This window comes from Actinoplanes regularis (assembly GCF_900188005.1).
Taxonomy (GTDB): Bacteria; Actinomycetota; Actinomycetes; order Mycobacteriales; family Micromonosporaceae; genus Actinoplanes; species Actinoplanes regularis.
On record NZ_FZNR01000001.1, the window covers coordinates 1,185,563 to 1,209,810 of the forward strand.

27 protein-coding genes are annotated in these 24,248 nt (G+C 69.6%); 8 read left to right on the forward strand and 19 right to left on the reverse strand.

Going from position 1 to position 24,248, the window contains the following annotated elements; genetic code table 11:
- Nucleotides 1-5: 5 nt before the first annotated feature.
- The 4 genes from CHC09_RS05210 to CHC09_RS05225 form a co-directional block, all read right to left on the reverse strand.
- The gene (locus tag CHC09_RS05210; protein WP_089291737.1) at nt 6-1,076 is read right to left on the reverse strand and encodes an NAD-dependent epimerase/dehydratase family protein; all 1,071 of its coding nucleotides are present in this window, start codon (nt 1,074-1,076) and stop codon (nt 6-8) included.
- Nucleotides 1,077-1,155: 79 nt separating this feature from the next.
- Nucleotides 1,156-1,257 (reverse strand): 30S ribosomal protein bS22, encoded by a 102-nt coding sequence (locus CHC09_RS05215; protein WP_007465623.1) that lies wholly within the window; start codon nt 1,255-1,257, stop codon nt 1,156-1,158.
- A gap of 182 nt (nt 1,258-1,439) precedes the next feature.
- Nucleotides 1,440-1,652: a helix-turn-helix domain-containing protein gene (locus CHC09_RS05220; RefSeq protein WP_014694808.1), complete on the reverse strand. Its 213-nt coding sequence runs from the start codon at nt 1,650-1,652 to the stop codon at nt 1,440-1,442.
- Nucleotides 1,653-1,812: 160 nt separating this feature from the next.
- Nucleotides 1,813-2,733: a proline dehydrogenase family protein gene (locus CHC09_RS05225; protein WP_089291738.1), complete on the reverse strand. Its 921-nt coding sequence runs from the start codon at nt 2,731-2,733 to the stop codon at nt 1,813-1,815.
- Between the two features lie 91 nt (nt 2,734-2,824).
- Here CHC09_RS05225 and CHC09_RS05230 point away from each other — a divergent pair, with 91 nt between their 5' ends.
- The gene (locus CHC09_RS05230) at nt 2,825-3,388 is read left to right on the forward strand and encodes a CGNR zinc finger domain-containing protein (protein ID WP_089291874.1); all 564 of its coding nucleotides are present in this window, start codon (nt 2,825-2,827) and stop codon (nt 3,386-3,388) included.
- Between the two features lies 1 nt (nt 3,389).
- On the opposite strand, the gene CHC09_RS05235 is transcribed toward CHC09_RS05230, so the two are convergent.
- Nucleotides 3,390-4,211: a sugar phosphate isomerase/epimerase family protein gene (locus tag CHC09_RS05235; RefSeq protein WP_089291739.1), complete on the reverse strand. Its 822-nt coding sequence runs from the start codon at nt 4,209-4,211 to the stop codon at nt 3,390-3,392.
- An 85-nt stretch (nt 4,212-4,296) separates the two neighbouring features.
- Here CHC09_RS05235 and CHC09_RS05240 point away from each other — a divergent pair, with 85 nt between their 5' ends.
- Nucleotides 4,297-5,142 carry a DUF3109 family protein gene (locus CHC09_RS05240; protein WP_089291740.1) on the forward strand — a complete coding sequence of 282 codons (846 nt, stop codon included), beginning with the start codon at nt 4,297-4,299 and terminating at the stop codon, nt 5,140-5,142.
- 115 nt (nt 5,143-5,257) lie between these two features.
- On the opposite strand, the gene CHC09_RS05245 is transcribed toward CHC09_RS05240, so the two are convergent.
- Nucleotides 5,258-5,941, reverse strand: coding sequence for a response regulator transcription factor (locus CHC09_RS05245; protein WP_089291741.1), 684 nt, complete (start codon nt 5,939-5,941; stop codon nt 5,258-5,260).
- 29 nt (nt 5,942-5,970) lie between these two features.
- Nucleotides 5,971-7,257, reverse strand: a complete 1,287-nt coding sequence (locus CHC09_RS05250) for a sensor histidine kinase (RefSeq protein ID WP_089291742.1) — start codon at nt 7,255-7,257, stop codon at nt 5,971-5,973.
- Nucleotides 7,258-7,456: 199 nt separating this feature from the next.
- On the opposite strand from CHC09_RS05250, the gene phoU reads away from it, so the two are divergent.
- A complete protein-coding gene (gene phoU / locus CHC09_RS05255) occupies nt 7,457-8,110 on the forward strand; it encodes a phosphate signaling complex protein PhoU (RefSeq protein WP_089291743.1) in 654 nt (217 codons plus the stop codon).
- 73 nt (nt 8,111-8,183) lie between these two features.
- Here the strand turns inward: phoU and CHC09_RS05260 are convergent, their stop codons facing one another.
- A complete protein-coding gene (locus CHC09_RS05260; RefSeq protein ID WP_089291744.1) occupies nt 8,184-8,930 on the reverse strand; it encodes a phosphoglyceromutase in 747 nt (248 codons plus the stop codon).
- A gap of 135 nt (nt 8,931-9,065) precedes the next feature.
- Between CHC09_RS05260 and CHC09_RS05265 the strand changes: the two genes are divergently transcribed.
- Complete coding sequence (locus CHC09_RS05265) at nt 9,066-10,349, forward strand: MDR family MFS transporter (RefSeq protein WP_089291745.1); 1,284 nt, start codon at nt 9,066-9,068, stop codon at nt 10,347-10,349.
- A 649-nt stretch (nt 10,350-10,998) separates the two neighbouring features.
- Here CHC09_RS05265 and CHC09_RS05270 read toward each other — a convergent pair.
- Both CHC09_RS05270 and mshA read right to left on the reverse strand, forming a co-directional pair.
- Complete coding sequence (locus CHC09_RS05270; RefSeq protein ID WP_089291746.1) at nt 10,999-11,529, reverse strand: type III secretion system chaperone family protein; 531 nt, start codon at nt 11,527-11,529, stop codon at nt 10,999-11,001.
- Nucleotides 11,523-12,812, reverse strand: a complete 1,290-nt coding sequence (mshA, locus tag CHC09_RS05275; protein ID WP_089291747.1) for a D-inositol-3-phosphate glycosyltransferase — start codon at nt 12,810-12,812, stop codon at nt 11,523-11,525. The genes CHC09_RS05270 and mshA overlap by 7 nt, the downstream gene beginning before the upstream one ends.
- A gap of 128 nt (nt 12,813-12,940) precedes the next feature.
- Here mshA and CHC09_RS05280 point away from each other — a divergent pair, with 128 nt between their 5' ends.
- Together CHC09_RS05280 and CHC09_RS05285 are read left to right on the forward strand one after the other, a co-directional pair.
- The gene (locus CHC09_RS05280) at nt 12,941-13,696 is read left to right on the forward strand and encodes an SDR family oxidoreductase (protein WP_089291748.1); all 756 of its coding nucleotides are present in this window, start codon (nt 12,941-12,943) and stop codon (nt 13,694-13,696) included.
- Nucleotides 13,697-13,699: 3 nt separating this feature from the next.
- The gene (locus CHC09_RS05285) at nt 13,700-14,458 is read left to right on the forward strand and encodes an SAM-dependent methyltransferase (protein WP_089291749.1); all 759 of its coding nucleotides are present in this window, start codon (nt 13,700-13,702) and stop codon (nt 14,456-14,458) included.
- Nucleotides 14,459-14,483: 25 nt separating this feature from the next.
- Here CHC09_RS05285 and CHC09_RS05290 read toward each other — a convergent pair whose 3' ends face one another.
- Nucleotides 14,484-14,879: a response regulator gene (locus CHC09_RS05290; RefSeq protein WP_089291750.1), complete on the reverse strand. Its 396-nt coding sequence runs from the start codon at nt 14,877-14,879 to the stop codon at nt 14,484-14,486.
- A gap of 156 nt (nt 14,880-15,035) precedes the next feature.
- Nucleotides 15,036-16,409, reverse strand: a complete 1,374-nt coding sequence (locus CHC09_RS05295; protein ID WP_089291751.1) for a S8 family peptidase — start codon at nt 16,407-16,409, stop codon at nt 15,036-15,038.
- Between the two features lie 244 nt (nt 16,410-16,653).
- Between CHC09_RS05295 and CHC09_RS05300 the strand changes: the two genes are divergently transcribed.
- Nucleotides 16,654-16,866 (forward strand): DUF7455 domain-containing protein, encoded by a 213-nt coding sequence (locus CHC09_RS05300; RefSeq protein ID WP_089291752.1) that lies wholly within the window; start codon nt 16,654-16,656, stop codon nt 16,864-16,866.
- 35 nt (nt 16,867-16,901) lie between these two features.
- A complete protein-coding gene (locus tag CHC09_RS05305; protein WP_089291753.1) occupies nt 16,902-18,710 on the forward strand; it encodes a sensor histidine kinase in 1,809 nt (602 codons plus the stop codon).
- 54 nt (nt 18,711-18,764) lie between these two features.
- Here CHC09_RS05305 and CHC09_RS05310 read toward each other — a convergent pair whose 3' ends face one another.
- The 7 genes from CHC09_RS05310 to CHC09_RS05340 form a co-directional block, all read right to left on the reverse strand.
- Nucleotides 18,765-19,418 carry an SRPBCC family protein gene (locus CHC09_RS05310; RefSeq protein ID WP_239137949.1) on the reverse strand — a complete coding sequence of 218 codons (654 nt, stop codon included), beginning with the start codon at nt 19,416-19,418 and terminating at the stop codon, nt 18,765-18,767.
- 74 nt (nt 19,419-19,492) lie between these two features.
- Nucleotides 19,493-20,242, reverse strand: a complete 750-nt coding sequence (locus CHC09_RS05315) for a hydrolase (RefSeq protein WP_089291875.1) — start codon at nt 20,240-20,242, stop codon at nt 19,493-19,495.
- A 92-nt stretch (nt 20,243-20,334) separates the two neighbouring features.
- Nucleotides 20,335-20,571: a carbon storage regulator CsrA gene (gene csrA, locus CHC09_RS05320; RefSeq protein WP_089291755.1), complete on the reverse strand. Its 237-nt coding sequence runs from the start codon at nt 20,569-20,571 to the stop codon at nt 20,335-20,337.
- Between the two features lie 82 nt (nt 20,572-20,653).
- Nucleotides 20,654-21,091 (reverse strand): flagellar assembly protein FliW, encoded by a 438-nt coding sequence (fliW, locus tag CHC09_RS05325; RefSeq protein ID WP_089291756.1) that lies wholly within the window; start codon nt 21,089-21,091, stop codon nt 20,654-20,656.
- Between the two features lie 2 nt (nt 21,092-21,093).
- On the reverse strand, nt 21,094-22,062 hold the full coding sequence (locus tag CHC09_RS05330; protein ID WP_089291757.1) for a flagellin N-terminal helical domain-containing protein: 969 nt from the start codon (nt 22,060-22,062) through the stop codon (nt 21,094-21,096).
- A gap of 10 nt (nt 22,063-22,072) precedes the next feature.
- Nucleotides 22,073-23,503 (reverse strand): flagellar hook-associated protein FlgK, encoded by a 1,431-nt coding sequence (gene flgK / locus CHC09_RS05335; RefSeq protein ID WP_089291758.1) that lies wholly within the window; start codon nt 23,501-23,503, stop codon nt 22,073-22,075.
- Nucleotides 23,503-24,042, reverse strand: a complete 540-nt coding sequence (locus CHC09_RS05340; RefSeq protein ID WP_239137947.1) for a flagellar protein FlgN — start codon at nt 24,040-24,042, stop codon at nt 23,503-23,505. Before CHC09_RS05340 ends, flgK begins: the two co-directional genes overlap by 1 nt.
- Between the last annotated feature and the right edge of the window lie 206 nt (nt 24,043-24,248).

Here is a 24,248-nt window from a genome sequence, read left to right on the forward strand (position 1 = left end):
AGCGCTTACGCCTTTGAATCAGCGGAGTCGGCCGCCGCTCGCACCCGCCGGACGCCGTCCAGGATCGCGCGCTCAGCGGCGGCGAGCCGGTCGGCGGTGAGCGAGGAGCCGGCCGCGTGCGATTCGACGAACTCCTCGAACGCGGTCTCGGTGCTGCGGGGGGTGAAGCCGAATTCACGGACCAGCCGGGTGGTGTCGACCACGCGGCCGTGTACGAAGAGGTCGATCTGGTCCAGCCCGATCTGCTCGACGCCCAGACGGCGGATGAGCGAGGCGACGGTGGACAGCCCGGTCTCGGGCAGCGGCACGGCGACCCGGCCGGCGCGGCGGACCGCCTGGGACAGCATCAGCACGCCGGAGCCGGCGACGTTGAAGGTGCCCGGATGGTCTTCGACGATCGAGCGGTGCAGCACCTCGAGCGCGTCGTCCACGTGCACGAACTGCAGGCGGGCGTCGCGACCCAGCACGGTGGGCACCACCGGCTGGGCGAAGTATCGGGTCAGCGAGGTCTCAGCGGACAGGCTGATCATCGGCGCGAAGCGCAGCACGGTGGCGGCGACCTCGGGCCGGCGGCGGCGGAAACCGCGGACGTACCCCTCGATGTCGAGGATGTCCCGGGCGAACGGGCCACGCGGCACCGCGCGCGGCTCGGTGTCCTCGGTGAAGACCGCGGGGTCCCGGAAGGAGGCGCCGTACGCGGCGGTCGAGGAGCGCACCACCAGCTTGCGCAGTTTCGGTGCGCCCTGTGCGGCGGCCAGCACCTGCATGGTGCCGATGACGTTCTGTTCCTTCATCCCCGCACGGCCGCCGTGGGCCGGATCGGGGACGCTCGTCACCGCCAGGTGCACGACGGCCTCGGCGTCGAGCTCGGCGATGGCTTCGGTGGCCGCGCGCGGGTCGGCCCGGATCCGCTCAACCCCGTCCAGCAGGCCGCGCAGGCGTGCGGGCGGGTCGTGCGGGTCCAGACCGACGACACGATCGATCCGGGAATCTGCCACGAGGCGGGCGGCCACCCGAGCGCCGAGGTATCGGCTGACCCCGGTGACCACGACAACGCTGGGCGGTGAGGTCACCACGAGCGCACCTTCCGATGCTGAGCCTCGGAAACAGGTCGGCAAGCGACGATGTGGGCCGGGCGTTGCACCCGGCCGATCGTCACTTGCCCAAACGGCGACGCTGGACGCGGGTCTTGCGCAGCAGCTTGCGGTGCTTCTTCTTCGCCATACGCTTGCGGCGCTTCTTGACCACGGAGCCCATACGAAAGCCTCTCGAACCATGTTTGAGTGGAACCAGCCTGACCTTTGACGGTCACTACCGGAACCGATCTGGACGGCACCCCGGAAACGGCGCCGTTACAGGCGGCACGTGGACCCGGGAGCCAACCGGTCCAGCGTACCGGCCCGCTCCGAGAGGGCCAACACGACCCCGGCAGCCCGCCCTCAGGCGGTCTGCGAGAACGCTCCGCGCAGATACTCGTGTACCGCGTGCTCGGGCACCCGGAACGAGCGGCCGACCCGGACAGCGGTGAGGTCACCGCCGTGCACGAGCCGGTAGACGGTCATCTTGGACACCCGCATCAACGTGGCCACCTCGGCCACGGTCAGGAATCGCACCTCCGAGAGGCGTTCCTCGGTCTGGGCTGGACCCGTCATCTCGTCGCACCGATCCTTTCGCAGGCACGCTCCGCCTGGCGAACGTGCGTGTCATCAGAACCGTATCGATGCGGCTGTGACGAGGGCGTCGCGTTCCGTAATTTGCCCACAAAAAGTCAAGTGCGACACGCCGGATCTGTGTCCGATTAGACCGAAAGATTCACTTCCGAGAAGAAACCGCCCTGGCGAACAGGGCGACATTCGCGGGGCGCTCGGCGAGGCGGTGCATCAGGTAGCCGTACCACTGCCGCCCGTACGGCAGGTAGACCCGCACGGTGTGGCCGCCGGCCGCGAGACGCGCCTGCTCCTCCGGCCGGACGCCGTAGAGCAGCTGGAACTCGAACTCCCCGGGGCCCCGGTCGAACCAGCGGGCCCGGTCCTCGGCGATCGCGATCAGCCGCGGGTCATGCGTGGCCACCATCGGATAGCCCTCGCCGGCCATCAGGATGTTCAGGCACCGCACGTACGACTTGTCCACGTCCAGCGACGACTGGAACGCCACCGACTCCGGCTCCGCGTACGCCCCCTTGCAGAGCCGCACCCGCGACCCGGCGGTGGCCAGCTCCCGGCAGTCCCCCTCGGTACGCCGCAGGTACGCCTGCAGCACCGCCCCGGTCGACGGAAACTCCCGCCGCAGCTCGACGAGCGTCTCCAGGGTCGCGTCGGTGGTGGTGTGCTCCTCGGCGGCCAGGGTCACCGTCGTGCCCGCCTCGGCCGCGGCCGAACAGATCGCGCGGGCGTGCTCGTACGCCGTCTTCTCGTCGATCAGCTGCCCCAGCGCCGACAGCTTGACGCTGACCTCGGCCGCCGGCGTCAGGCCGGCGTCGCGCAGCCGCGACAGCAGCGCGACGTACTCATCCCGGACGGCTCGCGCCCGCTCCGGCGTCGCGGACTCCGGGCCGAGATGGTCCAGGCTCACGGCGAGGCCGTCATCGGTCAGTCCCCGGACCGTCCGCAGCGCCCCCTCGGCGTCGCCGCCCGCGACGAAGCGCTTGACCATCTCTTTGCTGCCGGGCGTGGACTCGACGAGCCGCTCCAGCCGGGCGGAGCCGGCCGCGGCGCGAAACAGGGAACGGAGCATGGGCCGAGCGTAACCGCCGGTCCCATGACCGCGGCGCGGCGGTGCGGTGGAGGAATCGCACCTCGCGGCCGGTTCCGGCTACCGTGGTCGGGTGAACTTCGATGCGTACGCCCGGACGGCGGTCGACCTCGTCAACGCCGGCCTGGACGATCTCGCCGGGCTGCTGGCCCTGTTCGCCGACGACGAGCTGGACTACATGCGGGAGCACGTCGTGGAGAAGGACCTGGCCACCTTTCGCCGGGCACAGCGCCGGCTCCGCGAGGTCTTCGAGTACGGCACCGCCGGGCGCGACGCGGACGCGGTGCGCGAGCTGAACGCCCTGTTGGAGGCGTTCCCCGTGCAGCCACGCATCTCCGGTCACGACGCCAGCGACTGGCACATGCACGTGACCAGCCGCGGCTCATCGGTCAGCGTGGAATACCTCGCCGGCGCGGTCTGGGGCCTGGCGGTCTGGCTCTGCGAGTACGGCAGCGCCCGGTTCGGCATCTGCGCCGACGAGCGCTGCGGCAACGTCTACCTGGACACCTCGTCGAACAACTGCCGCCGCTTCTGCTCCGAGCGCTGCGCCACCCGCTCCCACGTCGCGGCGCACCGAGCCCGTAAGCGGGCGGTGCTCAACAACCTCGCTCCGCTCGGCGGCGTTTCACCCCTCTGAGTCAGCTGTTCCGGTACGCCGGCCGGGTCGAGTCGGCCGGGGCCAGATGACGGCGGGCGAACTCGAGGGACTCGCGCAGGTCGGCCTCGCGGACGGCACGGCTGGCGGCCTTACGAGTGTTGATCTCCAGCGCCACCGAACCGGTGAAGCCGCGACCGGCGAGCGAGCTCAGCAGCTCGGCGCAGGGCTGAGTGCCACGACCCGGGACCAGGTGCTCGTCGCGGGCCTCGCCGGTGCCGTCACCGAGGTGGACGTGCTTCAGGCCGGCGCCCATCTTGTCGGCCATCGCCAGCGCGTCGGTCCGGGACGCGGCGCAGTGCGACAGGTCCAGCGTGTACCCGTCGAAGCCGGTCTCGGTGGGGTCCCAGCCCGGCGTGTACGGAACGAACCAGCGACCGGCCATCTTGACCGGGAACATGTTCTCCACCGCGAAGGTCAGGTCCGGATGCCGGTCGCAGACCTTGGCCAGACCGGTGGCGAAATTCTTGGCGTAATCACGCTGCCAGGTGAAGGGCGGATGCACCACGACCGTGGGCGCACCCAGCGACTCGGCGAGCTGGGCGGCACGGTTGAGCCGCTCCCACGGGTCGGAGCTCCACACCCGCTGGGTCACCAGCAGGCAGGGGGCGTGCACCGAGAGGACCGGCACACCATAGTGATCGGCCAGGCCGCGCAGGGCGCCGGTGTCCTGGCTGACAGCGTCGGTCCAGACCATGACCTCGATCCCGTCATAACCCACCGTGGCCGCCATCTCGAACGCGGCCGCCGTCGGCTCGGGGAAGACCGAGGAGCTGGAGAGAAGCACGGGAACTCGGGAACTCACGCCCTCCAGCCTAACCACGTCAGCCACAGCCGGATATATCCGCTCCAAACGGTCATGATCCATTGGTGCGCGTAGGCTGAGCGGGATGAGCCGCACGCAACGCCCCGCCGAGGTCACCCTCGACTTCCCTCGGGAATGGATCGAGTTCCTCGACCCCGCCGACGAGCAGCACCTGGTCCGCGCCGACCTGACCTGGCTGCTGTCCCGCTGGACCTGCGTGTTCGGCTCGGCCTGCCGGGGCATCCTGCCCGGCCGCGCCGAGGACGGCTGCTGCTCGCACGGCGCGTTCTTCACCGACGCCGACGACGAGAACCGGGTCAAGGCCGCCGTCGCGAAACTCACTCCGGAGACGTGGCAGCGGCACCGGCGCGGGTTCAAGAACTGGACCGAGATGGACACCGTGGACGGCACCAAGCCGGCCCGGCGGACCGCCACCCGATCCGAAGACGGCCCGTGCGTCTTCCTCAACGACGCGGACTTTCCCGGTGGGGGCGGCTGCGCCCTGCACGCCCAGGCGCTGCGCGACGGGGTGCACCCACTGAAGTACAAGCCGGATGTCTGCTGGCAGCTACCGATCCGCCGGGAACAGGACTGGATCAACCGGCCCGACGGTACGAAGCTGCTCCAGTCCACTTTGACGGAGTTCGACCGGCGCGGCTGGGGCTCGGGCGGACACGACCTGGCCTGGTGGTGCACGTCTTCCCCGGAGGCCCACGTGGGCACCGAGGCGATGTACCTCTCCTACGCCCCGGAGCTGATCGAACTGATCGGCCAGGCGGCCTACGACAAGCTGGCCGAGCTCTGCGAAGCCCGCCTGAAGTCCGGCCTCATCGCCGTGCACCCGGCCACCACCGCCGCGACGGCCCCGCCAACCACGCCGAAACGCCGAGGCGGCCGCGAACCAGCCTCCCCAAGCCCCGCACAGCGCTAGCCGCAACCCCAGCGCATTTCGCCCGTTGCCGAGAGTGCCGAGAAACAACCAGTGAAGCGCGGTTGTTTTCGGCACTCGCGGCAACGGCCCCAAGGGGGGCAATAAACCCAGCCCCTCAGGGCTCGAATTTATAGCCCAGGCCGCGGACCGTGACGATGTAGCGCGGAGCGCCCGGCTCCGGTTCGACCTTGGAGCGCAGCCGCTTGACATGGACGTCCAGGGTCTTGGTGTCACCGACGTAGTCGGCGCCCCAGACCCGGTCGATCAGCTGACCGCGGGTCAGCACCCGGCCGGCGTTGCGCAGCAGCAACTCGAGCAGCTCGAACTCCTTCAGCGGCAGCTGTACGCCGGTGCCGCTGACGGTGACCACGTGGCGCTCGACGTCCATCCGGACCGGGCCCGCGGCGAGCGTCGGGGTGCTCACCTCGACGGCCTCACCACCCTGGCGGCGCAGCACGGCGCGGATCCGGGCGACCAGCTCGCGCGGCGAGTAGGGCTTGGTGACGTAGTCGTCTGCACCGATCTCCAGACCGACCACCTTGTCGATCTCACTGTCGCGAGCGGTGACCATGATGATCGGTACGGCTGAGCGCTGCCGGAGCTGGCGGCACACCTCGGTGCCGGACATCTCGGGCAACATCAGGTCGAGGAGCACGATGTCGGCACCGGTCCGGTCGAACTGCGTGAGCGCCGAGGTTCCGGTCGCGGCGACCGACACCTCGAAACCCTCCTTGCGCAGCATGTACGACAGGGCGTCGGAGAACGACTCCTCGTCCTCGACCACGAGCACGCGGGCCAATGAAGTTCCTTCCGTCGTCGGTGACCGGGTCATTGCCCGGCCACACCGGACTCGATTTCAGTTGCCGTCGGTGACGGCGAGGGGGATTCGGGCGGGCGCGCCGGTAGGCGCAGGGTGAACGTAGATCCCTCGCCGAGGGCGCTGGTCACGTCCACTCGACCACCGTGGTTGGTGGCGATGTGTTTGACGATGGCGAGGCCGAGGCCGGTCCCGCCGGTCGCCCGGGATCGGGCCTGGTCGGCCCGGTAGAACCGTTCGAAGACCCGTTCCACGTCCTGCGGCGAGATACCGATGCCCTGGTCCGTGACGTCGATCTCGATCCAGTCGGTGACCTGCCGCACGGTCAGTTCGACCTTGGTGTCCGGGCCGGAGTAGGCGATGGCGTTCTCCACCAGGTTCGTCACCGCGGTGGCGAACTGGCTGTCGCTGCCGTACGCCATGATGCCCTTCGGCCCCGAGTAGATGACCTCGATGTCCTTGGCCGAGGACGTCGTCCTGGTCCGGTCCAGCACCTCGGCGATCACCCAGTCGAGCGCGACCGGCTCGGGGTTGGGCAGCGGTTCGGCGCCCTGCAATCGGGTGAGCTCGAGCAACTCGCTCACCAGGCGGCCCATCCGGGCCGACTCGTGATGGATCCGCTCGGCGAACCGGCGGGCCGCCAGCAGGTCCTCGGACTGCGCCTCGGGCGCCGACTCGGGCAGCTGGGTGGCGTCCAGCAGCGCCTCGGCCAGCAGTTGCAGTGCCCCGATCGGGGTCTTCAGCTCGTGGCTGACGTTGGCCACGAAGTCCCGCCGGACCCGGGCCAGGCGGTGCGACTCGGTCACGTCGGCCGCCTCGACGGCGACGTGCGTGGAGTTCAGTGCGACGGCCCGCAGGTGCAGCCCGAGCGGGGCGTGTGCGCCGCCGGCCCGGCCACGCGGCAGGTCCAGCTCCACCTCCCGGCGCACGCCGGTGCGACGGACCTGACCGGCCAGCGTACGCAGGATGGGGTGCGCGGCGATGGTTCCGGGGGCGCCCCCGGAACGCAGCAGCCCCATGGCCCGCGCCGCGGGGTTGACCAGTACCGGGTAGTCGTCGGCGTCGAGGACGACGACGCCGACCCGTAGCGAATCGAGACTCTTGCGACCCAGCCCCTTGAGGCCGTGTTTGCCTGCCGGGCGATCGTCGTCCGGTTCGATGGCGGCTCTCCCCTCCGGCGAACCGGCTCCGGCCGCGTCCTCCGGCGATCGCCGATGGAAACGGGCGAGGATCAGCCCCGCACCGACACCGACGACAAGCGCGGCTGATACCAAGCCGACGGCGTATTCCCACTCCACCCTGCGATCGTAGGGTCATTGTTTACCTGGATCACAAGGCCAAAAGGACGAATCCGGCGCGCGTCGATCAAAGTTCACCGCCGGGTCTGGCGTCGTTCACCGGCGTTCATGTTCGGGAAGGGCTGGGGACCTAGCCTGGGCTGCAACCTCGGCCGAAACCCAGGAGACGGGACGGCCCCGACAACCGGGATTTTAAAACATGCGCGAGGAGTTCCAGGCTGATCTCACCGAGGTGAGCCGGCTGTTGGTGACCATGGCAGAGTCGGTACGCGCGGCGCTCCGCAAGGCGACGATCGCGCTGCTGACCGCTGACCTCCAGGCGGCCGAGGCCGTCATCCAGCGTGACGCCGACGTGGACGCCGTCTACCAGCAGGTCGAGACGAAGGTGGCCGATATGATCGCCCGGCAGGCGCCGGTCGCGATCGACCTGCGCCGGGCGATCACCGCCCTGCACATCTCCGCCGACCTCGAGCGGATGGGCGATCTGGCCGAGCACGTGGCCAAGACCGCCGCCCGGCGGCACCCGTCGCCGGCCGTGCCGGCCGAGCTGCGCCCGGTCTTCCAGGGCATGGCCGAGGTCGCCGACCACATGGCCGAGAAGATCACGAACGTGTTGGCGGACTCCGACGCCGGCCTCGCCGCCGAACTGGAGAAGGACGACGACGCGATGGACGATCTCGAGCGTCGGCTGTTCAAGATCATGCTGGCCGACGACTGGCCGTACGGGGCGGAGACCGCGATCGACGGCGCCCTTCTGGGCCGGTTCTACGAGCGCTACGCCGACCACGCGGTGAACATCGGCGAGCACACGATCTACCTGGTGACCGGGGAGTCGGCCGCGGATCAGGCCTGACCGACCGGCTGAGGACGGGACCGGGACACCACGGGGGTGTCCCGGTCCCGTCCGACCGGAACCGATCCCTCGGTCAGCGGCCCTGGTTGGCGACCGCCGCCGCGGCCTCCTTGGCCGCCTGCGGGTCCAGGTACGTACCGCCGGCGGTGATCGGACGCAGGTTCTCGTCCAGGTCGTACCGCAGCGGGATGCCGGTCGGGATGTTCAGCTTGGCGATCGCCTCGTCCGAGATCCCGTCGAGGTGCTTCACGATCGCGCGCAGCGAGTTGCCGTGCGCGGCGACCAGCACGGTCTTGCCGTCCCGCAGGTCCGGGACGATCTGGTCGTACCAGTACGGCAACGCCCGCTCGAGCACGTCCTTCAGGCACTCCGCCGACGGCCGGAGCTCCGGCGGCAGCGACGCGTAGCGCGGGTCGGCGGCCTGGGAGAACTCCGAGTCGTCCTCGATCGGGGGCGGGGGCACGTCGTACGACCGGCGCCAGAGCATGAACTGCTCCTCGCCGTACGCCTCGAGCGTCTGCTTCTTGTCCTTGCCCTGCAGAGCGCCGTAGTGCCGCTCGTTGAGCCGCCACGAGCGCTTCACCGGGATCCAGTGCCGATCCGTGATGTGCAGGGCGATCTCGCTGGTCCGGATCGCCCGCCGCAGCAGGCTGGTGTGCACCACATCCGGCAGCACGTTCTTTTCCTTGAGCAGCTCCCCACCGCGCCGGGCCTCGTCCTCACCCTTGGCGTCCAGGTCCACGTCGACCCAGCCGGTGAAGAGGTTCTTGGCGTTCCACTCGCTGTTGCCGTGCCGCAACAGCACCAGGGTTCCAGTCATGACCACATCTTCCCCCAGTACCGGGACGGCGTCCGGGCCACCCGGTAGGTGGTGACCACCACATGGAATTCCGGTTGCCCCGGACCCTAGGTTGTAAGGGAATAGCAGCCGCTGGCTGCTTACAGGGAGGGCGTTGTGCAGGGTTGGTTGCGACAGGCCGCGGGTGGGCTGCCCAGGCAGTTCTGGTTCCTCTGGACCGGGACCTTGATCAACCGGGTCGGCGCGTTCGTGGTGCTGTTCCTGAGCCTCTACCTCACCGGCGAGCGCCACTTCACCCAGAGCCAGGCCGGCCTGGTCCTCGGCCTCTACGGGGTCGGCGGCGCGATCGGCACGATGGCCGGCGGCGTGCTGGCCGACCGCTGGGGCCGGCGGCCGACCATGCTCCTCGCCCAGTTCGGCGCGGCTTCGCTGATGCTCACCCTCGGGTTCGCGCACTCGTACCCGCAGATCCTGGTCGTCACGGGGCTGCTCGGGGCGTTCGGCGAGGGGGTGCGGCCGGCGTTCTCCGCGATGATGGTCGACGTCGTACCCGAGCGCGACCGGGTCCGGGCCTACTCGCTGAACTACTGGGCGATCAATCTCGGCTTCTCGCTCGCCGCGATCGCCGCCGGCTTCGCCGCCCAGGCCGACTTCCTGCTGCTCTTCGCGATCGACGCGGCCACCACGCTGGTCACCGCGACGATCACACTGATCTTCCTGAAGGAGACCCGGCCGGCCCGTCGCCCGGCACCCACCGGCGCGGCACCCACGTCCGGCGGGGGCATGTTCACCGCCCTGCGTGATCGCACCTTCCTCGCGTTCCTGCTGGTCAACCTGCTGTCCGTGATGGTCATCCTGCAGCACTGGTCGACCCTGCCGATCGCCATGCAGGCCGACGGCTTCTCGGCGGCCACCTACGGCTGGGTGATCGCGGTCAACGGCATCATGATCGTGTCCGGCCAGCTCTTCGTCCCGCGGCTGGTCGAGGGCCGCCGCAGCCACCGCGTCCTCGCGGTCGCGACGCTGCTCATCGGGGTCGGTTTCGGGCTGGTCGCGGTCGCCCACGCCGCCTGGGTGTACGCGCTGACCGTGGTGATCTGGACGCTCGGCGAAATGCTGCAGTCGCCCAGCAACGCGGCCACCGTGGCCGCGCTCTCGCCGTCCGCACTGCGCGGGCGGTACCAGGGGCTCAATTCCCTGTCCTGGTCGATCGGGACGGCACTGGCGCCGGTCCTCGGTGGCCTCGTCCTGCAGGGGCCGGGCTCGACGACGCTCTGGACCGGTTGCTTCGCCGTGTGCGCCCTGGCGGCCGCCGGCCATCTGTTGAGCGGGCCGGCTCGCGAGCGGCGCGCCGCTCTGCGCCGTACGGAGGAAGCGGCCCGGATCGCCGCCGCCACGCCCGGCCGGGTGGTAACCACCGACCTCGCCCCGACCACCTGACCTCCGCCCACCCATTACCGCGGCGGACGTCGGATACACATCGGACCGACCGAGTGCACCACTGAACACATAGGGCAGAGGTGCACTGTCGGTGCACAAAACGAAGCGCGCGTTCGGCTCGAAAGCGCGCCAGAGAATTGATGAACGAAAGATCCTTGGCGTACGGAACGGCGCCGGACCCGCAAACAAAAGCACCGGCGGCGGCGGGCGACCCCCATCCCCATAGGTGTCGCCCGCACTAACCGCCGGTCTCGGGTCGCGCCGTCCCCCAACGGCTTATGCCACCCGTCCCCAAACGCCGAACCGTGGAGATCATTAGCTGATCGTCCCGTTCCCCGAACTGACGGCTCGGCGTCCATCGACCACGCTAGTTGGGCCAGTCAAGGCTTACAACCCGTATTCGTGTCGACATCTGTCTCAGGCGTCACAATCGCCAACAACCAACCGATCGGACGATCCGCCAATCACTCGTCCGGGCTCCGGGACACCGTCGGAAATTACGACTGTTACGAGTTGGAAAAATGATGAGCGTCGAATCAGGCGGATCGCCGAGACCGCCTTGCCGGGTGGTGACGGGCAGGTGAATTCAAGCTGCGAAGATCGCGTCTTCGCAGGCCAGCGCGATCAGGTCGAGACGACGTGCCGGGGGTCAGCCCGCCGCCGGCACTTCCGGGCCGGCGAGGTCCGCAGCAGGTTCGTTCGCAGCGGGCGCGGCGAAGTGCTTGAACGCCTGCAGGTTCGCGAGAGACTCGCCACGCTTGACGCGCCACTCCCACTCGCGGCGAATCGACGTACCGAAACCGATCTCCAACATCGTGTCGAAGGACTCGTCCGCGTACGTCAGAACCGCGCCCAGCAGCCTGTCCAGTTCGTCCTCATCGAGACTGTTGAGCGATACCCGCCCGGTCAGATACACGTCGCCGACAGTGTCGATGGAGAACGACACCCCGTACATCCGCGCGTTGCGCCGCAGCAGCCACGCCCACAGCTCCTCCCGGCGCTCGTCCGGCTGGCGCATCACGAACGCCTCGATCCGCAGCGCGTGCTCGCCGACGATCAGGTTGCAGGCCGTCTTCAACTTGTGCGAGCCCGGCAGCGTGACCACATAGGACGACTCGCCCGTGGCCTCCCACTCCAGCTCCCGCTCGTCGAGCACGCGCTCGATCAGGTCCTTCACCATGCGCACGACGCCCCCTCCACCCGAGCGGTGATCAGCGCCCGGTGTTCGATCACCGCGTCACGGTAGACCCGCAGCAGGTTCTCCACGGTCCGATCCCAGGAGAACCGCGCGGCGTGGGCCACCGCGCCGGCCGACAGGCGCCGGCGGTATCCCGGCACGGCGAGCAGCCGCTCCAGCACCCGCGCCCAGTCGGCCGGGTCGTGGCCGTCGACCAGGACCCCGCTCTCACCGTCCTGGACCGCGGTGACCAGGCCGCCGACCGCGGCCGCCACCACGGGCGTGCCGCAGGCCTGCGCCTCCAGCGCGACCAGCCCGAACGATTCGTTGTAGGACGGCACCGCGACCAGGTCGGCCGCCCGGTAGAGAGCGGCCAGGCCCTCGCCGGTCTGCGGCGGCAGGAACACCACCGAGTCGAGGACGCCGAGCGAGGCGGCCAGATCGATCAGCGCGGACGGCCGGTCCAGGCCGCTGCCGCTCGGGCCGCCACAGATGACAACGGTGACGTTCTCGGTGCCGCCGGCGCGCAGCTCGGCGAGCGCGGAGATGAGCACATCCGGCGCTTTGAGCGGCTGGATCCGGCCGACGAACGCCACGATCCGATCCCGCTCGGAGAGCCCGAACCGGGCCCGGTCCGCGGCACCGGGGCGGAACCGCTCGAGGTCGACCCCGGGCTGCACCACGCCGACCCGGGACGGGTCGGCGTGGTAGTACGTGATCAGATCCTGCGCCTCGAACCCGGTGTTGACGACCAGGCGGTCGGACTCGGCGACCACCTGCTCCTCCCCGATCACCCGGGCCTTCGGCTCCGGCCGGTCACCCGCCGCGATCAGCCGGTTCTTCACCTTGGCCAGGGTGTGCGCGGTGTGCACGTGCGGCACGCCCCAGCGCTCCCGGGCCAGCCAGCCGACCTGGCCGGAGAGCCAGTAGTGCGAATGGATCAGGTCGTAGTGACCCGGCGGGTGGGCCGCTTCCGCCCGCAGCACGCCGGTGGTGAACGCGCAGAGCTGGGAGGAGAGCTCCTCCTTGTCGAGACCCTCGTACGGCCCGGCGGTGACGTGCCGGACGAGCACGCCCGGGGCCATCTCGACCGTCGGGGGCAGGTTGCTGGAGGTGGCCCGGGTGAAGATCTCCACCTCGACTCCGGCCGCGGCGAGCCGCTTGGACACCTCGACGATGTAGACGTTCATGCCGCCGGCGTCGCCGGTGCCCGGCTGTTCCAGCGGCGATGTGTGCACCGAGAGCGTGGCTATGCGCCGCGGGGTGGGCCAGCTGACCTCAGCCACGTTCAGTCCCTCCGCTCAGGTCCAACCGGTAAAAGACGTTGCGTAGTTGTCATCTTCCCCATCGGCGTGCGCTGAACCACTACGCAGCCGGGCCGGGGTGACTCAGGTCATGGGGTTAGATCTGAGTCATGCAGAAAATCGCAGTGGTCACTGGGGCGTCCAGCGGGATCGGCGCGGCGACGGCGCGCCGACTGGCCGGGGAGGGATTCCACGTGGTCGCCGCCGCCCGCCGAGCGGACCGGCTGGACGCGCTGGTCAAGGAGATCGGGGCGGACGCGACCGCGGTCGCCTGCGACGTGACCTCGGACGACTCGGTGGCCGAGCTGGCCGCCACGGTGGCCGGTCTCGGTGGCCCGCTCGCCCTGCTGGTCAACAACGCGGGCGGCGCGATCGGGCTGGACCCGGTCGCGACCGGCTCGACGCGGGACTGGCAGGCGATGTTCGACGTGAACGTCCTGGGCACCCTCCGGGTCACGAAGGCGCTGCTCCCGGCGCTGGAGGCGAGCGGAGCGGGGACGATCGTGACGGTCGGGTCGACCGCGGCCTTCACGCCGTACGAGGGCGGTGGCGGCTACGTCGCGGCCAAGCACGCCCAGACGGCCCTGGTCGGCACGTTGCGCCTGGAGCTCTCCGGCAAGCCGGTCCGGGTGGTGGAGATCGACCCCGGGATGGTGCGCACCGAAGAGTTCTCCCTCAACCGCTTCGACGGTGACCACGAGCGCGCCGACGCGATCTACGCCGGGGTCGCCGAGCCGCTGGTGGCCGAGGACATCGCGGACATCATCGCGTTCGCCGCGACCCGGCCGCAGCACGTCAACATCGACCGGCTGGTCGTCCGCCCGATCGCCCAGGCCGCCCAGCACAAGGTGCACCGGGAGCTGTAACAGGTGAAACCGGTCGGCGCGATCACCCGGGGGACGACCAATCCCAACCGCCTGCGACGGGTGGACAACTACATCGCATACCGGTGCGGGGCGCTGCTGACCGGGACGGCCGCGCCGCTGGTCATCGATCTGGGGTACGGCGCTACGCCGGTCACGGCGGTCGAGCTCCGCGGCCGCCTGGCGGCCGCGGTCCGCCCGGACGTCACGGTGGTCGGTCTGGAGATCGATCCGGTACGGGTCGCCGCCGCCCTCCCCTACGCCGACCCGCCCCGCCTGGAGTTCCGCCGGGGCGGGTTCGAGCTCGCCGGGCTCTCCCCGGTGGTGGTGCGCGCGTTCAACGTGCTCCGGCAGTACGAGGAGGACGGGGTGGCGGCGGCCTGGCGGCAGATGACTGGCACCGGCGCGTTACTGGTCGAGGGGACCTGTGACGAGCTGGGCCGGATCGCCACCTGGGCGGTGGTGGAGGCCGGCGTGCCGTCGACGCTCACCCTGTCGGCGCGGTTGCCGGTGCTGGAACATCCCTCGGTCTTCGCCGAACGGCTGCCGAAGGCGCTGATCCATCACAACGTGCCCGGTCATCCGGTGCACGAGCTGCTGAGTGCGCTGGGCCGGGCGTGGGACACCGAGGCGACCCCGTTCGGGCCGCGGCAGCGCTGGCTGGCCACGGTCCGCCGGTTACGCGCGGAGGGCCGGGCCGTCCTCGACGGGCCCGCCCGCTGGCGCCTCGGCGAGCTGACCGTGCCCTGGCCCGTTCAACCCTGACCACGGCCGGCGCCGGCGGGGGCGATCACGCGTTGCCGAGCGCCGTTCGCAATGCTTCGAGCAGGACGTCGGCGGTGAAGGGCTTCTTCACCAGCAGGGCGTCGTCACCGACCAGGCCCTGCGTGACCGCGATGTCCTTGGGCAGCCCGGAGATGAACACCACGCCGGCGCCGGGGCGCATCCCGATGACCGCGCCGGCCAGTTCGCCGCCCGACTTCCCGCCGGGCAGGTTCAGGTCGGTGACCAGGACGTCTATCTCGCCCGGGTGGTCCCGGCAGAGGCTGATCGCCTCGTCCGGATCACCCGCCACCAGGGTCGAATACCCTTTGCGTTCCAGCATGCGACGCATGATGTCGCGGAGATCTTCTTCGTCGTCGACGACCAGGACGGTCGGCGCGTCGGCGACCTGCGCCTCGGACATGAGTGCTCCTCGCGGGCTGGGGTCGATCTCACGCTAGCCGCCATGGGCCGCCGAGTCGGGCACTTTGCCGAGCAGGGACCGGACGGCCGAGTTTCGCGGGAAACACGACGCCGCGCGACGCATGACGCGTCGCGCGGCGGGTGTTCCGGGATCAGGTCAGCGGCGCTTCTTGACGACCTTGCGCGGCTTCAGGGTCTTCTTCGTGGCGGGCTTGGCCGGCTTCTTGACGACCTTGCGCGGCTTCTCGGTCTTCTTCGTGACGGGCTTGGCCGGCTTCTTCACGGTCTTCGCCGGCATCGTGGTCTTCGCGGTGTCGGCGGCGTTGTTGAGGTAGCCGGTGAAGAGCATCTTGTTCGGCGAGCCGGCGGCCGGGCTGCGGACCAGGCCCGAGCCGGCGTTCGCGACCAGGTCGTCACGGACCTGCTGCGGGGTCCAGTCCGGGTGGGCGCGCAGAACCAGGGCCGCGGCACCGGCCACGTGCGGGCTGGCCATCGAGGTACCGCTCATCACCTGGGAACCGGCGTTCGACTTATTGGACGCGGACCGGATGTCGACACCCGGGGCGAACAGGTCGAGGCAGGAGCCGTAGTTCGAGAACGAGGCCCGCTTGTCGTTGCGGTCCACGGCACCGACCGTGATCGCGTCGGCGGTGTCGGCCGGGGAGCTCTTGCAGGCGTTCTTGTTCTCGTTGCCGGCCGCGATGACGTACGTGACGCCGCGCGCGATCGACCGGTCGACCGCGTCGTCGAGGGCCTTGCTCTTCGGGCCGCCGACGCTCATGTTCGCCACGGCGGGCAGCTGGGCGTTCTCGGTGACCCAGTCGACGCCGGCGATGAAGTCGGCGTACGAGCCGGAGCCATCGCAGCCGAGGACCTTCACGCCGACCAGCTTGACGTCCTTGGCCACGCCGTAGGTGGCGCCGCCGACGGTACCGGCCACGTGGGTGCCGTGCCCGTTGCAGTCGTTCGCGATCCGGTCCTTGTCGACGAAGTCGTAGCCGCTGGTCGCCCGGCCGCCGAAGTCGCGGTGCGCGGTGTTGATGCCGGTGTCGATGACGTAGGCGGTGACGCCGCTCGCCGGCGCGTACGCGTACCGCTGGTTCAGGGCCGGGGTGCGCTGGTCGATCCGGTCCAGGCCCCACGGAGCGGCGGTCTGGACGGCCGTCATACCGATCTTGGCGTTCTGCTCGACGTAATCGACGGCCGGGTCGGCGGCGAGGTGGGACGCCTCGGTCTCGGACATCTGAGCGTGGAATCCGCGTACGGTGGCCTCATAGTTGTCGAGGACCTGGCCGCCGTACCTGGCGGTCAGGTTCGACGCGGCAGCGGCGACGGCCTCGGCGCCGTCCTTGAGGACGACGATGTAGCTGTTCGCGATGGCGTCCGGGGCGCCGGCTTCCAGGATCGTCCCGACCGCCGGAGCGGCCGGAGCGGCCGAGGCCGGAGCGGTGAAGCCGTACAGAGAAACGGTGGCGGCGCTCGCGACAGCCATGAAGCGGATGGCCGTGCGCTTGGCGTCGGAACCGAACATCAATGTGTCTCCCTCGCTAGGTGCCCGGCCCCAGGGGGGAATGCCGGAGCAACTTGAGGGAAATGTTGAAGAGCGACAAGAGCAGAACCGGGTCCCTTTGAGGTGCGGGGACGTTGCGCCGATCCGGGCCTGCTGGCCGTCTGCAGAGCGGTTTCCGGCGGCCGAACATCTAAGGCGTCTCGGCGGCGGGCCGATCTACTGCCGTCAGGACCGCTGCACACCGCCATTGAGCAAGGAGAGCGATATGACCACCCTGCTGTCGCCCGAGATCGATACCGTCGGCGAATTGACCGATCGCTGCGATCGTTGTGGCGCGGCCGCCAAGCTGGAGGTGACCCTGACCAGCGGCGGCGACCTGGCGTTCTGCGGCCACCACGCGAACCGGATGCACGCTGAGATCGCCCGGGTGGCCAGCAAGGTCCGCGTGGAGGAAGGGTTCGTCTGGGCGGGCAAGTAACGGCCCGTACCGCGATATGATCGTTTCCTCACGTCATGGGGGGATATGTGCATATCGCGGCACGCGGCGTGGGCAGGTTGTCCCAGCTGATCGCCGGATGCGCCGGAATTACGGTCACCGTCCTCGGCCTCCTGAACACCCACAGGTCCGATTTCATCGCACCGCCGGAACGGCTCACGCCCGCTCCGGCGGTCGCGTTGGTTCCGGCCGGGCTCGCCCTGCTGTTCCAGGTCGCACCGCTGACCACCGGGCTCGCCGGCCGCCTGCGCGCGGGCACGGCCACGGTGTCGGCCCTCACCGCGGCCGCCCTCGGCGCCAGCATGCTGGACCGGTACCCGGCCGCCGCACTCGCCACGTTGCTCTCCGGGCTCGCGATCACCTGCCTCGACCTGCGGATCCCGCGCCGGGCCGGCGCCACCCCGGTGCGGGTCGCCGACCCGCTGCTGATCGCGGCGGCCACCATCGCACTGGTCGCGCTCATCCCCCGGCTGTTCGCCGACGGCCCGGCCACCGCCCGGGTGATGCCCCTCCACCTGGCCGGCGGCCTGCTCATCCTCACCGCCGGGGCCATCCTGGCCCGGCCGGAAGCCGGGCCGCCGCCCGCCCTGGACCGCTCCGGGCCCCGCGCCGCGGTGCGCCGGCTGGTGCCGGCGCTCATCGCGGCGCCGCTGATCGCGGTACTGGTCAGCACGTTCGCGGTACGGACCGGGCTGAGCCGGCCGGCCGCGGCGGTCAGCACCGGCGCGATCCTGGCCGCTCTCGGCCTCCTCGGCCTACTGGCTTTCCTGGTACGAACCCTGGACCTCGCCGACCGCCGGCACCGTCGCCTCGCCGCCGAGCTGCGCGACAGTCAAGACTTCGCGGACACCGTGCTCCAGTCGATGAACGAAGCGGTCATGGTGCTCGACGCCAACTACCGGGTGATCGACGTCAACCGGCGCTGGCGGGAGCTCACCGGGCAGCCCGCCGACGTGCGTGAACCGCCGCCGCTGCCCCCACCCGGCAGCAGCGGCGGCGACTGGCTGCTGCCCCGCGCCGACGGCACCGCGGTGCCGGTACTGGCCACCATGGCGGCCATCCCGGACGCCGCCGGGGCGCCCCGCGGATACGTCGCCACCTGCGTCGACATCGCCGATCGGAAGGAGGCGGAGGAGGCGCTCAGCGAGCACGCCGCCGAACTGGAGCGCGGCAACGCCGACCTGGCCGCGGCGCTCGCCTTCAAGAACGACCTCACCTCGATGCTCACCCACGACGTGGCACAACCGATCAGCTCGATCGCCAGCCTGGCCGAGCTGCTCTCCGCGGACTGGACCGACCTGCCGGACGACATCCGGCTGGAGCTGGCCCAGAAGATCGACAAGAACACCCGGCGACTGGTCAAGATGATGAACGACCTGCAGCTGCTGTTCCGTCTGGACACCGGGGCGGTTACCGCCCGGCGGGTGCCGGTACCCCTGCTCGAGGTGGTCCGCACGGCCGTCGACGGCCAGGGCCAGGTGGAGATCTCGATCGACGAGGAGCTCTCCGCGCTGGCCGACCGGGGTCACCTGGCGGTGGTCGTGGAGAACCTGTTGAAGAACGCGACCACGCACGGGTCGCAACCGATCCAGGTCGGCGCCACCCTGCAGCCGGACGGGACCGTGCTGCTCTGGGTGCAGGACAGCGGAGCCGGCATTCCCGACAACGTGTTGCCCGACCTGTTCGGACGCTTCATCAAGGGTGCCGGCCTGGGGCTGTTCATCGTCCGCCACCTGGTCGAGGCGAACGGCGGTTCGGTGCGTTACGAACACGCCGTTCCCCGGGGCGCCCGCCTGCTGGTCACCCTCGAAGCGGCGCCACGCTGACGGCCGGCCGGATCGTCCCGGCCGGCCGTCACAGCCTGTCCTGAGCGCCCGGGATCAGCCGATCCCGCGCTCCTCCTCGTTGATCATTCCGCTTCCCCAGATGTCGCCGGACGTGCTGCGACCGCCCATGTGGGCCGAGCCCGTCACACCGCCGCTCACCGGGTCACTGTCGGAGCTGCCGGCGGGTGGATGCTTGTGCACACGCGTGGCGACCGAGGCCGGCGAGGCGAAGTCCCGTGCCGGGGAGGTCAAACGCTTGGAGCTGGCCCCCGCGGGCATCGGGCGACCACCGAGCACACCACTCTCCACCAGGCCCTTGAAGGTGGTCAGGTCGGCCTTGAGCCGGCGGTTCAGGGACTCCTGGCCGTGCCGGTCGCTGGGCATGAGGAACGCGATGTCGGCCTCGAGCTGAGCGACGATCTGAGTTTTCGTCTCCCCCATCGGGCGTAGCGTCAGGGTCTCGGCTAGGAGTGGCCCCTCCATGGTCGACCAGGAGACCCGCTCATCCAGCGTCTGCTCGATGATCTGCGCGTCGAACTCACGGCGCTTGCCGTCCACGTCCATGATCCAGTGCGTCTGGTCGCTGCCGCTGGTGGTCACCTGGCGGACTCCGGTCATGAACCGCGGGTAGTTCTCGAACGCGGCGAGCTGCTGGTACACCGTGTGCAACGGTGCACTCACCTCGATGGCTTGTTGAACCATACTCATCGCATCTCTCCCATGCTGAAGTGCTGGCATGACAGAGAGTACGGAGGCGAACGCGATCCGCGTTTGCCTTTCGTTCAGACTCGTCGCAGGTACTGCCAACCGCCCACCTCAGCGGCATAACGGGCATCACTCGCGGGCACCAAGGTCACGGCGGCATCCCGCAGCATCGCGACCAGGCTCGGGGACGGGCTGCGCCACGCCTCGCTGACCTCCACCACGGTGCCGGTGCCGCGGCAGGCGGCGGCCAGGTCGGCGATCAGCGCGGGCGACACCGCGGCGTCGTCCACACCGGCCTGGGCCAGCAGCGCGAGCGGACGGGCCAGCTGGGTGGGTACGTACCGGGAGGCGCGCTCGAGGCCCCGCACGATGGTCTGGACCAGTTGCTCGGCGACCTGCTCGGCGGTCATCTCGCCGGCCGCCAGCCGATCCCGGACCGCGCGGGCGTCCAGCAGCTGGCCGCGGCACGGCAGGGCGGAGACCGCCACCGACAGCGCGTCCAACTGGGTCAGGTCCGCGGGCAGGGCGAGCCAGCCGTCCGGGCTGACCACCTCGACCTCGGCGGCCACCCGCAGCGTCATCTCGGTGCGATGCCGGGCCCGGCGCACGGCGTCCGCGTACGCGGTCAGCCAGGTGGTGTCCGGCCCCACCTGGTCGGCGAAGGTGAGCACGGTCAGGCCGGCCCGGTCGGCGGCCGAGACCACCACACCGACGGCATCCCGCCCCGCCGCGAATCCGGTGTGCACGTGGGCATCCACCGTCAGGTCAAACGCGCACGCGGTGCCGATGGCACCACCGCCGATGACTGGTTCCCGCTCTGCGCCCACGATCACTCCCGACTGAAGTTCTCCGTCGTGGAGAAGAATGCCGGTCGCGCGTTGTCTGCGGGGTCAGCCGCCGGTGCAGGTGGGGTGCGTCCTCACTCCCCCGGCTTCTCGAACATCTTGGTGACCGCCTTGACCGCGTCGTCGGTCGGCGACGCGGCGGCACGGTTCGCCTCCTGCAACTCGCGGTACACCTCCTCACGGTGTACCTGCACGTCACGCGGAGCCTCTATACCCAGCCGAATGACGTCACCCCGGGCCTCCAGCACGGTGATCACGACATCGTCGCCGATCATCACGCTCTCCCCGGCCCGCCTGGTCAGCACAAGCATCGACGCCCTCCTCCAGCCATGGAACGGACAGCATGGCAAAAGCGCGGTCGCGAGGGAACGCGACCGCGCCTGCGCTGGAGGTTCAGAACGCCCGGTGCATGATCGCCCGGACCGGATAACCGGAGCCGGTGAGGATCGTCTGCATGGCCCGCATGCTGTCCCGGTCCACCACGATCGGGGCGAGGAGGTTCGCCGTGGTCTCCTCTTCGCTCACGGTGATGATGGTCAGCAGCAGCGCGCGGTCCGGGTCATGGGTGTTCAGCGCGGCGAAAATCGATTCATCGATCTCCGGGGCGTACTCCGGGAAGAACGGTTCCGGCGGCGCGACCAGGAAGCGCAGCTCCGGGTCGTCGAGCGAAGTCAGAGCGAAGAGCAGACCGTCGTCATTCAGCCGGACCAGAACGAATTCCTTGTGCGCCGGGAATCCCGGCATGGGCACCGCCATGGAGATGGTGGGCAGGCCCAGCGACGGATCCGTCATGGTGGCCTCGATCGGTCGGGACATGGAGCGGGTAGTCATGGTCACCTCAGGAAATCGATGAGCGAGGGCTGGATCACCTTGGCCGTGGCGGCCAGGGCGGCCTGATACGAGGTTTGCTGGAGCTGCAAATCCATGATCGCCTTGGGCAGATCGATGTCCTCGACATCAGACAACTGCGACGACACGGACATCAAGCGATCCTCAGCGGACTGCTTCATCTGGGTAACTCGATTGTATCGGGCACCTACCTCCGAAAGGGTGGATTTCATGAGATCAGAGGCTTTGTCTAGATTCTGCAGCCCGGCCGTCAATGCCTCCGAGTCGCCGGACTTCATGGCCGCGATGACGTCATCCAGCACGTTGAAGAGCTGGGCTGGATTCCGTACCGGGGTCGCGCTGGGGTTGCCGTTCGCGTCGACGTAGTTCCCGCTCGCGTCGAGGAGGTAGTCGTTACCGAAGGCCTCCGGGCCCCGGACGTCGACTCGGATCTTGGCGTTCGGCCCGATCGCCCGGAGCGTCTGGTCGGCCGACTGCCCGATGTAATTGCCGTTGGTGTCGTAGGCCTCGAAGTCCGGCGTGGCACCGCCGAACACCGGCCGGTCCAGATACTTGGAGTTGGAGTACTGGATCAGGTTGGCCTTGATCTGCTCGAGCTCGGCGGCGCGGGCCTTGTTCGCCTCCGGTGTGGAGGAGCCGCCGAGGTTGCTCGCCTCCAGCGTGCGGTTACGGGCCACGCCGACCAGATCCAGCGTGCTCTGCAGGTTGTCCTGCACGACGCCGAGCCGGCCCAGCGCGTCGTCGGCGTTGCTGGAGTACCTCTTGCTGGCGCGCACCTCGTCGCGCAGCTGCAACGCGGTGACCGTGCCGGTCGGTGAGTCCGACGGGCGGGTCAGCTGCTTGCCGCTGGAGACCTTCTCCATGGCCTGCTGACTGCGGTTCTGGTTGCGCTGAAGGGCGGACAGCACGCGGATGTGCATGCTGCTCTCGGTGACCCTGGGGCTGCTGCTCATCTACGCTCCCTTACCTACCGACCATGCCGGTGCGGTTGATCAATTGGTCGAGCATCGAGTCGATGGTGGTGAGGACCCGGCTCGCGGCCTCGTAGCCGCGCTGGAAAGTGAGCAGATTCGTCATCTCCTCGTCGAGGTTGACCCCCGACTCGGCGTCGCGGGCCGCGTCGACCTGGTCGGTCACCGCGTTCTGCACATCCCGTCGGCGCTGTGCCGACTGTGCCGACACACCGAGTTCCCCGATCAACGACCGGTACTCGGCGTCCGCGCCGACCCGCGAGTCGGCCAGATCGGCGAGATCGTTCGCCTTGTTGCCGTCCAGCACCCGGGGTGTGCCCGTCGGGTCGCCCGAGGAGATCGCCAGCTTGGCCGGATCGGTCACCGCCACCCGGATCTGCGCGGCGGTCACATTGCCGGGGAGCCCGTCGTTGCGGACGAAGAAATCGCCACCCGGGGTGCCGTCGATCGCGTACGCCGTGTTGTGGATGGCGTTCACGTCGGTGGCGAGTTTCGTCGCGACCGTGTCCAGCCGCTGCGTCATGGTGTCGAGCGTGCCGCCCTTGACGAGCAGCTCCATCGTCGCGCCGAGCGTGCCGCCGGCGGCGACCGGGGCCTTGGTGTCCGCAAAGCGCAGGTTGACGTCGGTGCTGGCCAGATCCTCCAGCCGGGAGGCGCTGCCCGGCTCGATCTCGATCGTCCGGGTGGTGAACCCGCTGACCAGGGGCGCGTTGCCGATGTAGACGTTCATCCCGCCGTTCGGCGTCTCGCTGAAGCTCGCCCCGGCCATCTCGGAGAGCTTGAGGGCGAGCTGACCCCGCTGGTCCTTCAGCTCGTTGGGGGCCAGACCGGACTGCTGGGCGATGACGATCTCGTGGTTCAGCTTGGCCAGCGCGGTGGCCGTCTGGTTGATCTCGTCGACGTCGGTGCCCAGGTTCGTACGCGCCGACTTGTACTGGTTGTTCAACGCCGTCGCCGCGTCGTTGATCGTCGAGGCGACCGTGGACGCCTGCTCCAGGAGCGCGGCCTTGGCCGACGTGTCACCCGGGGTGGCGGCGACCTTGTTCCAGCCCTCCCACATGTCGGCGAGCCGGCCCTGCAGGGCGGTGTCGCTCGGCTCCGCGAACACGTCTTCGATCAGGCCGTACGCGCCGGCCCGGGCGTTGTGGAACGCCGAGTTCGCGTGCTCGGTGTAGCTGCGCTGGTCCAGCCCCGCGTTGCGGAGCCGATCCACCGAGGAGACGGCGACTCCGCCACCGGGTTCGGTGCTGGTCGCATACATGCCGGGTACCAGGTTGGCGTTCTGCGACGACAGCACCACCCGCTGGCGGGTGTACCCCTCGGTGTTCGCGTTCGCGATGTTCTGGCCGGTGACGTCCAAGCCGCGCCGCTGCGCGTACAAGGAGGTCAGAGCCGTGTTGAGTCCACTGAACGTGCTGCCCATCAGATCGCCTCATCAACGAGGGTGGGGCGCCGAGCCCCGCCGGTGACGGTCTGGCCCTGTGGTCCGTACGTTTCCACAGTCTCCGCGAACACGAGCATGGTTTCGCGAGCCGCGCGCTGACCCGCGGTGAGCAGGTCTCGGTTGAGGTCGGCCAGGGCCCTGATCTCCGACGTCAACAGCAGGAATGCCTTACGGTGCTGGTGCAACAGGTCCGACCAGGGATCCGGGGCCGCGTCGGCCAACTCGCCGAGCGACGCCTCCGGGTCGAGGCCGAGTTCGACCGCGACATCCTGGGCGTACGCGGCACGGATCACCTCGGTCTGCCGGATCTGATCCAGCACCACCTCCACCTCCCGGGTGGCGTGGCTGAGCCAGCGCGACCGGTTCGCCGCGAGGAGCAGTTGCTCCTCCTCAAGCTTGAACAGCAGCATCTCCAGCAGCTCGCGAGAGCGCCACAGGACGCTGGCCAGATCGGTCAGGCTCACCCTGTCCTCCGGTCGTTCGCCGGTCGGGCCGCACCCGTTCGGCAACCCGCTCATCCGCACACGTCGGCACGTTCACCGTGGCCCTGAGCGGTTTCCCACCGAATTTGCATTTGCCCGGTTCAGCGGAGAAGTCAGAAAAATCCTCGGGGATTCCTTGAGGTCGCCGGGCGGTCGCCGATGAGAGTGGCGCAACGCCACGGCTCACGGATGGGCCGGTCAGGACCCCCGTCAAGGAGGAACAACTCATGGGTCTTCGCATC

What these genes read in the sequence shown, in the direction of transcription:
- CHC09_RS05215 (WP_007465623.1), bottom strand. Translation starts at nt 1,257, where the DNA reads ATGGGCTCCGTGGTCAAGAAGCGCCGCAAGCGTATGGCGAAGAAGAAG.
- CHC09_RS05300 (WP_089291752.1), top strand. Translation starts at nt 16,654, where the DNA reads ATGACCACCCTGCTGTCGCCCGAGATCGATACCGTCGGCGAATTGACC.
- csrA (WP_089291755.1), bottom strand. Translation starts at nt 20,571, where the DNA reads ATGCTTGTGCTGACCAGGCGGGCCGGGGAGAGCGTGATGATCGGCGAC.
- CHC09_RS05290 (WP_089291750.1), bottom strand. Translation starts at nt 14,879, where the DNA reads ATGTCCGAGGCGCAGGTCGCCGACGCGCCGACCGTCCTGGTCGTCGAC.
- CHC09_RS05305 (WP_089291753.1), top strand. Translation starts at nt 16,902, where the DNA reads ATGGGGGGATATGTGCATATCGCGGCACGCGGCGTGGGCAGGTTGTCC.
- fliW (WP_089291756.1), bottom strand. Translation starts at nt 21,091, where the DNA reads ATGACTACCCGCTCCATGTCCCGACCGATCGAGGCCACCATGACGGAT.
- CHC09_RS05340 (WP_239137947.1), bottom strand. Translation starts at nt 24,042, where the DNA reads ATGAGCGGGTTGCCGAACGGGTGCGGCCCGACCGGCGAACGACCGGAG.
- CHC09_RS05330 (WP_089291757.1), bottom strand. Translation starts at nt 22,062, where the DNA reads ATGAGCAGCAGCCCCAGGGTCACCGAGAGCAGCATGCACATCCGCGTG.
- CHC09_RS05240 (WP_089291740.1), top strand. Translation starts at nt 4,297, where the DNA reads ATGAGCCGCACGCAACGCCCCGCCGAGGTCACCCTCGACTTCCCTCGG.
- CHC09_RS05260 (WP_089291744.1), bottom strand. Translation starts at nt 8,930, where the DNA reads ATGACTGGAACCCTGGTGCTGTTGCGGCACGGCAACAGCGAGTGGAAC.
- CHC09_RS05225 (WP_089291738.1), bottom strand. Translation starts at nt 2,733, where the DNA reads ATGCTCCGTTCCCTGTTTCGCGCCGCGGCCGGCTCCGCCCGGCTGGAG.
- flgK (WP_089291758.1), bottom strand. Translation starts at nt 23,503, where the DNA reads ATGGGCAGCACGTTCAGTGGACTCAACACGGCTCTGACCTCCTTGTAC.
- CHC09_RS05280 (WP_089291748.1), top strand. Translation starts at nt 12,941, where the DNA reads ATGCAGAAAATCGCAGTGGTCACTGGGGCGTCCAGCGGGATCGGCGCG.
- CHC09_RS05270 (WP_089291746.1), bottom strand. Translation starts at nt 11,529, where the DNA reads ATGGTGAAGGACCTGATCGAGCGCGTGCTCGACGAGCGGGAGCTGGAG.
- CHC09_RS05310 (WP_239137949.1), bottom strand. Translation starts at nt 19,418, where the DNA reads ATGAGTATGGTTCAACAAGCCATCGAGGTGAGTGCACCGTTGCACACG.
- CHC09_RS05295 (WP_089291751.1), bottom strand. Translation starts at nt 16,409, where the DNA reads ATGTTCGGTTCCGACGCCAAGCGCACGGCCATCCGCTTCATGGCTGTC.
- CHC09_RS05220 (WP_014694808.1), bottom strand. Translation starts at nt 1,652, where the DNA reads ATGACGGGTCCAGCCCAGACCGAGGAACGCCTCTCGGAGGTGCGATTC.
- phoU (WP_089291743.1), top strand. Translation starts at nt 7,457, where the DNA reads ATGCGCGAGGAGTTCCAGGCTGATCTCACCGAGGTGAGCCGGCTGTTG.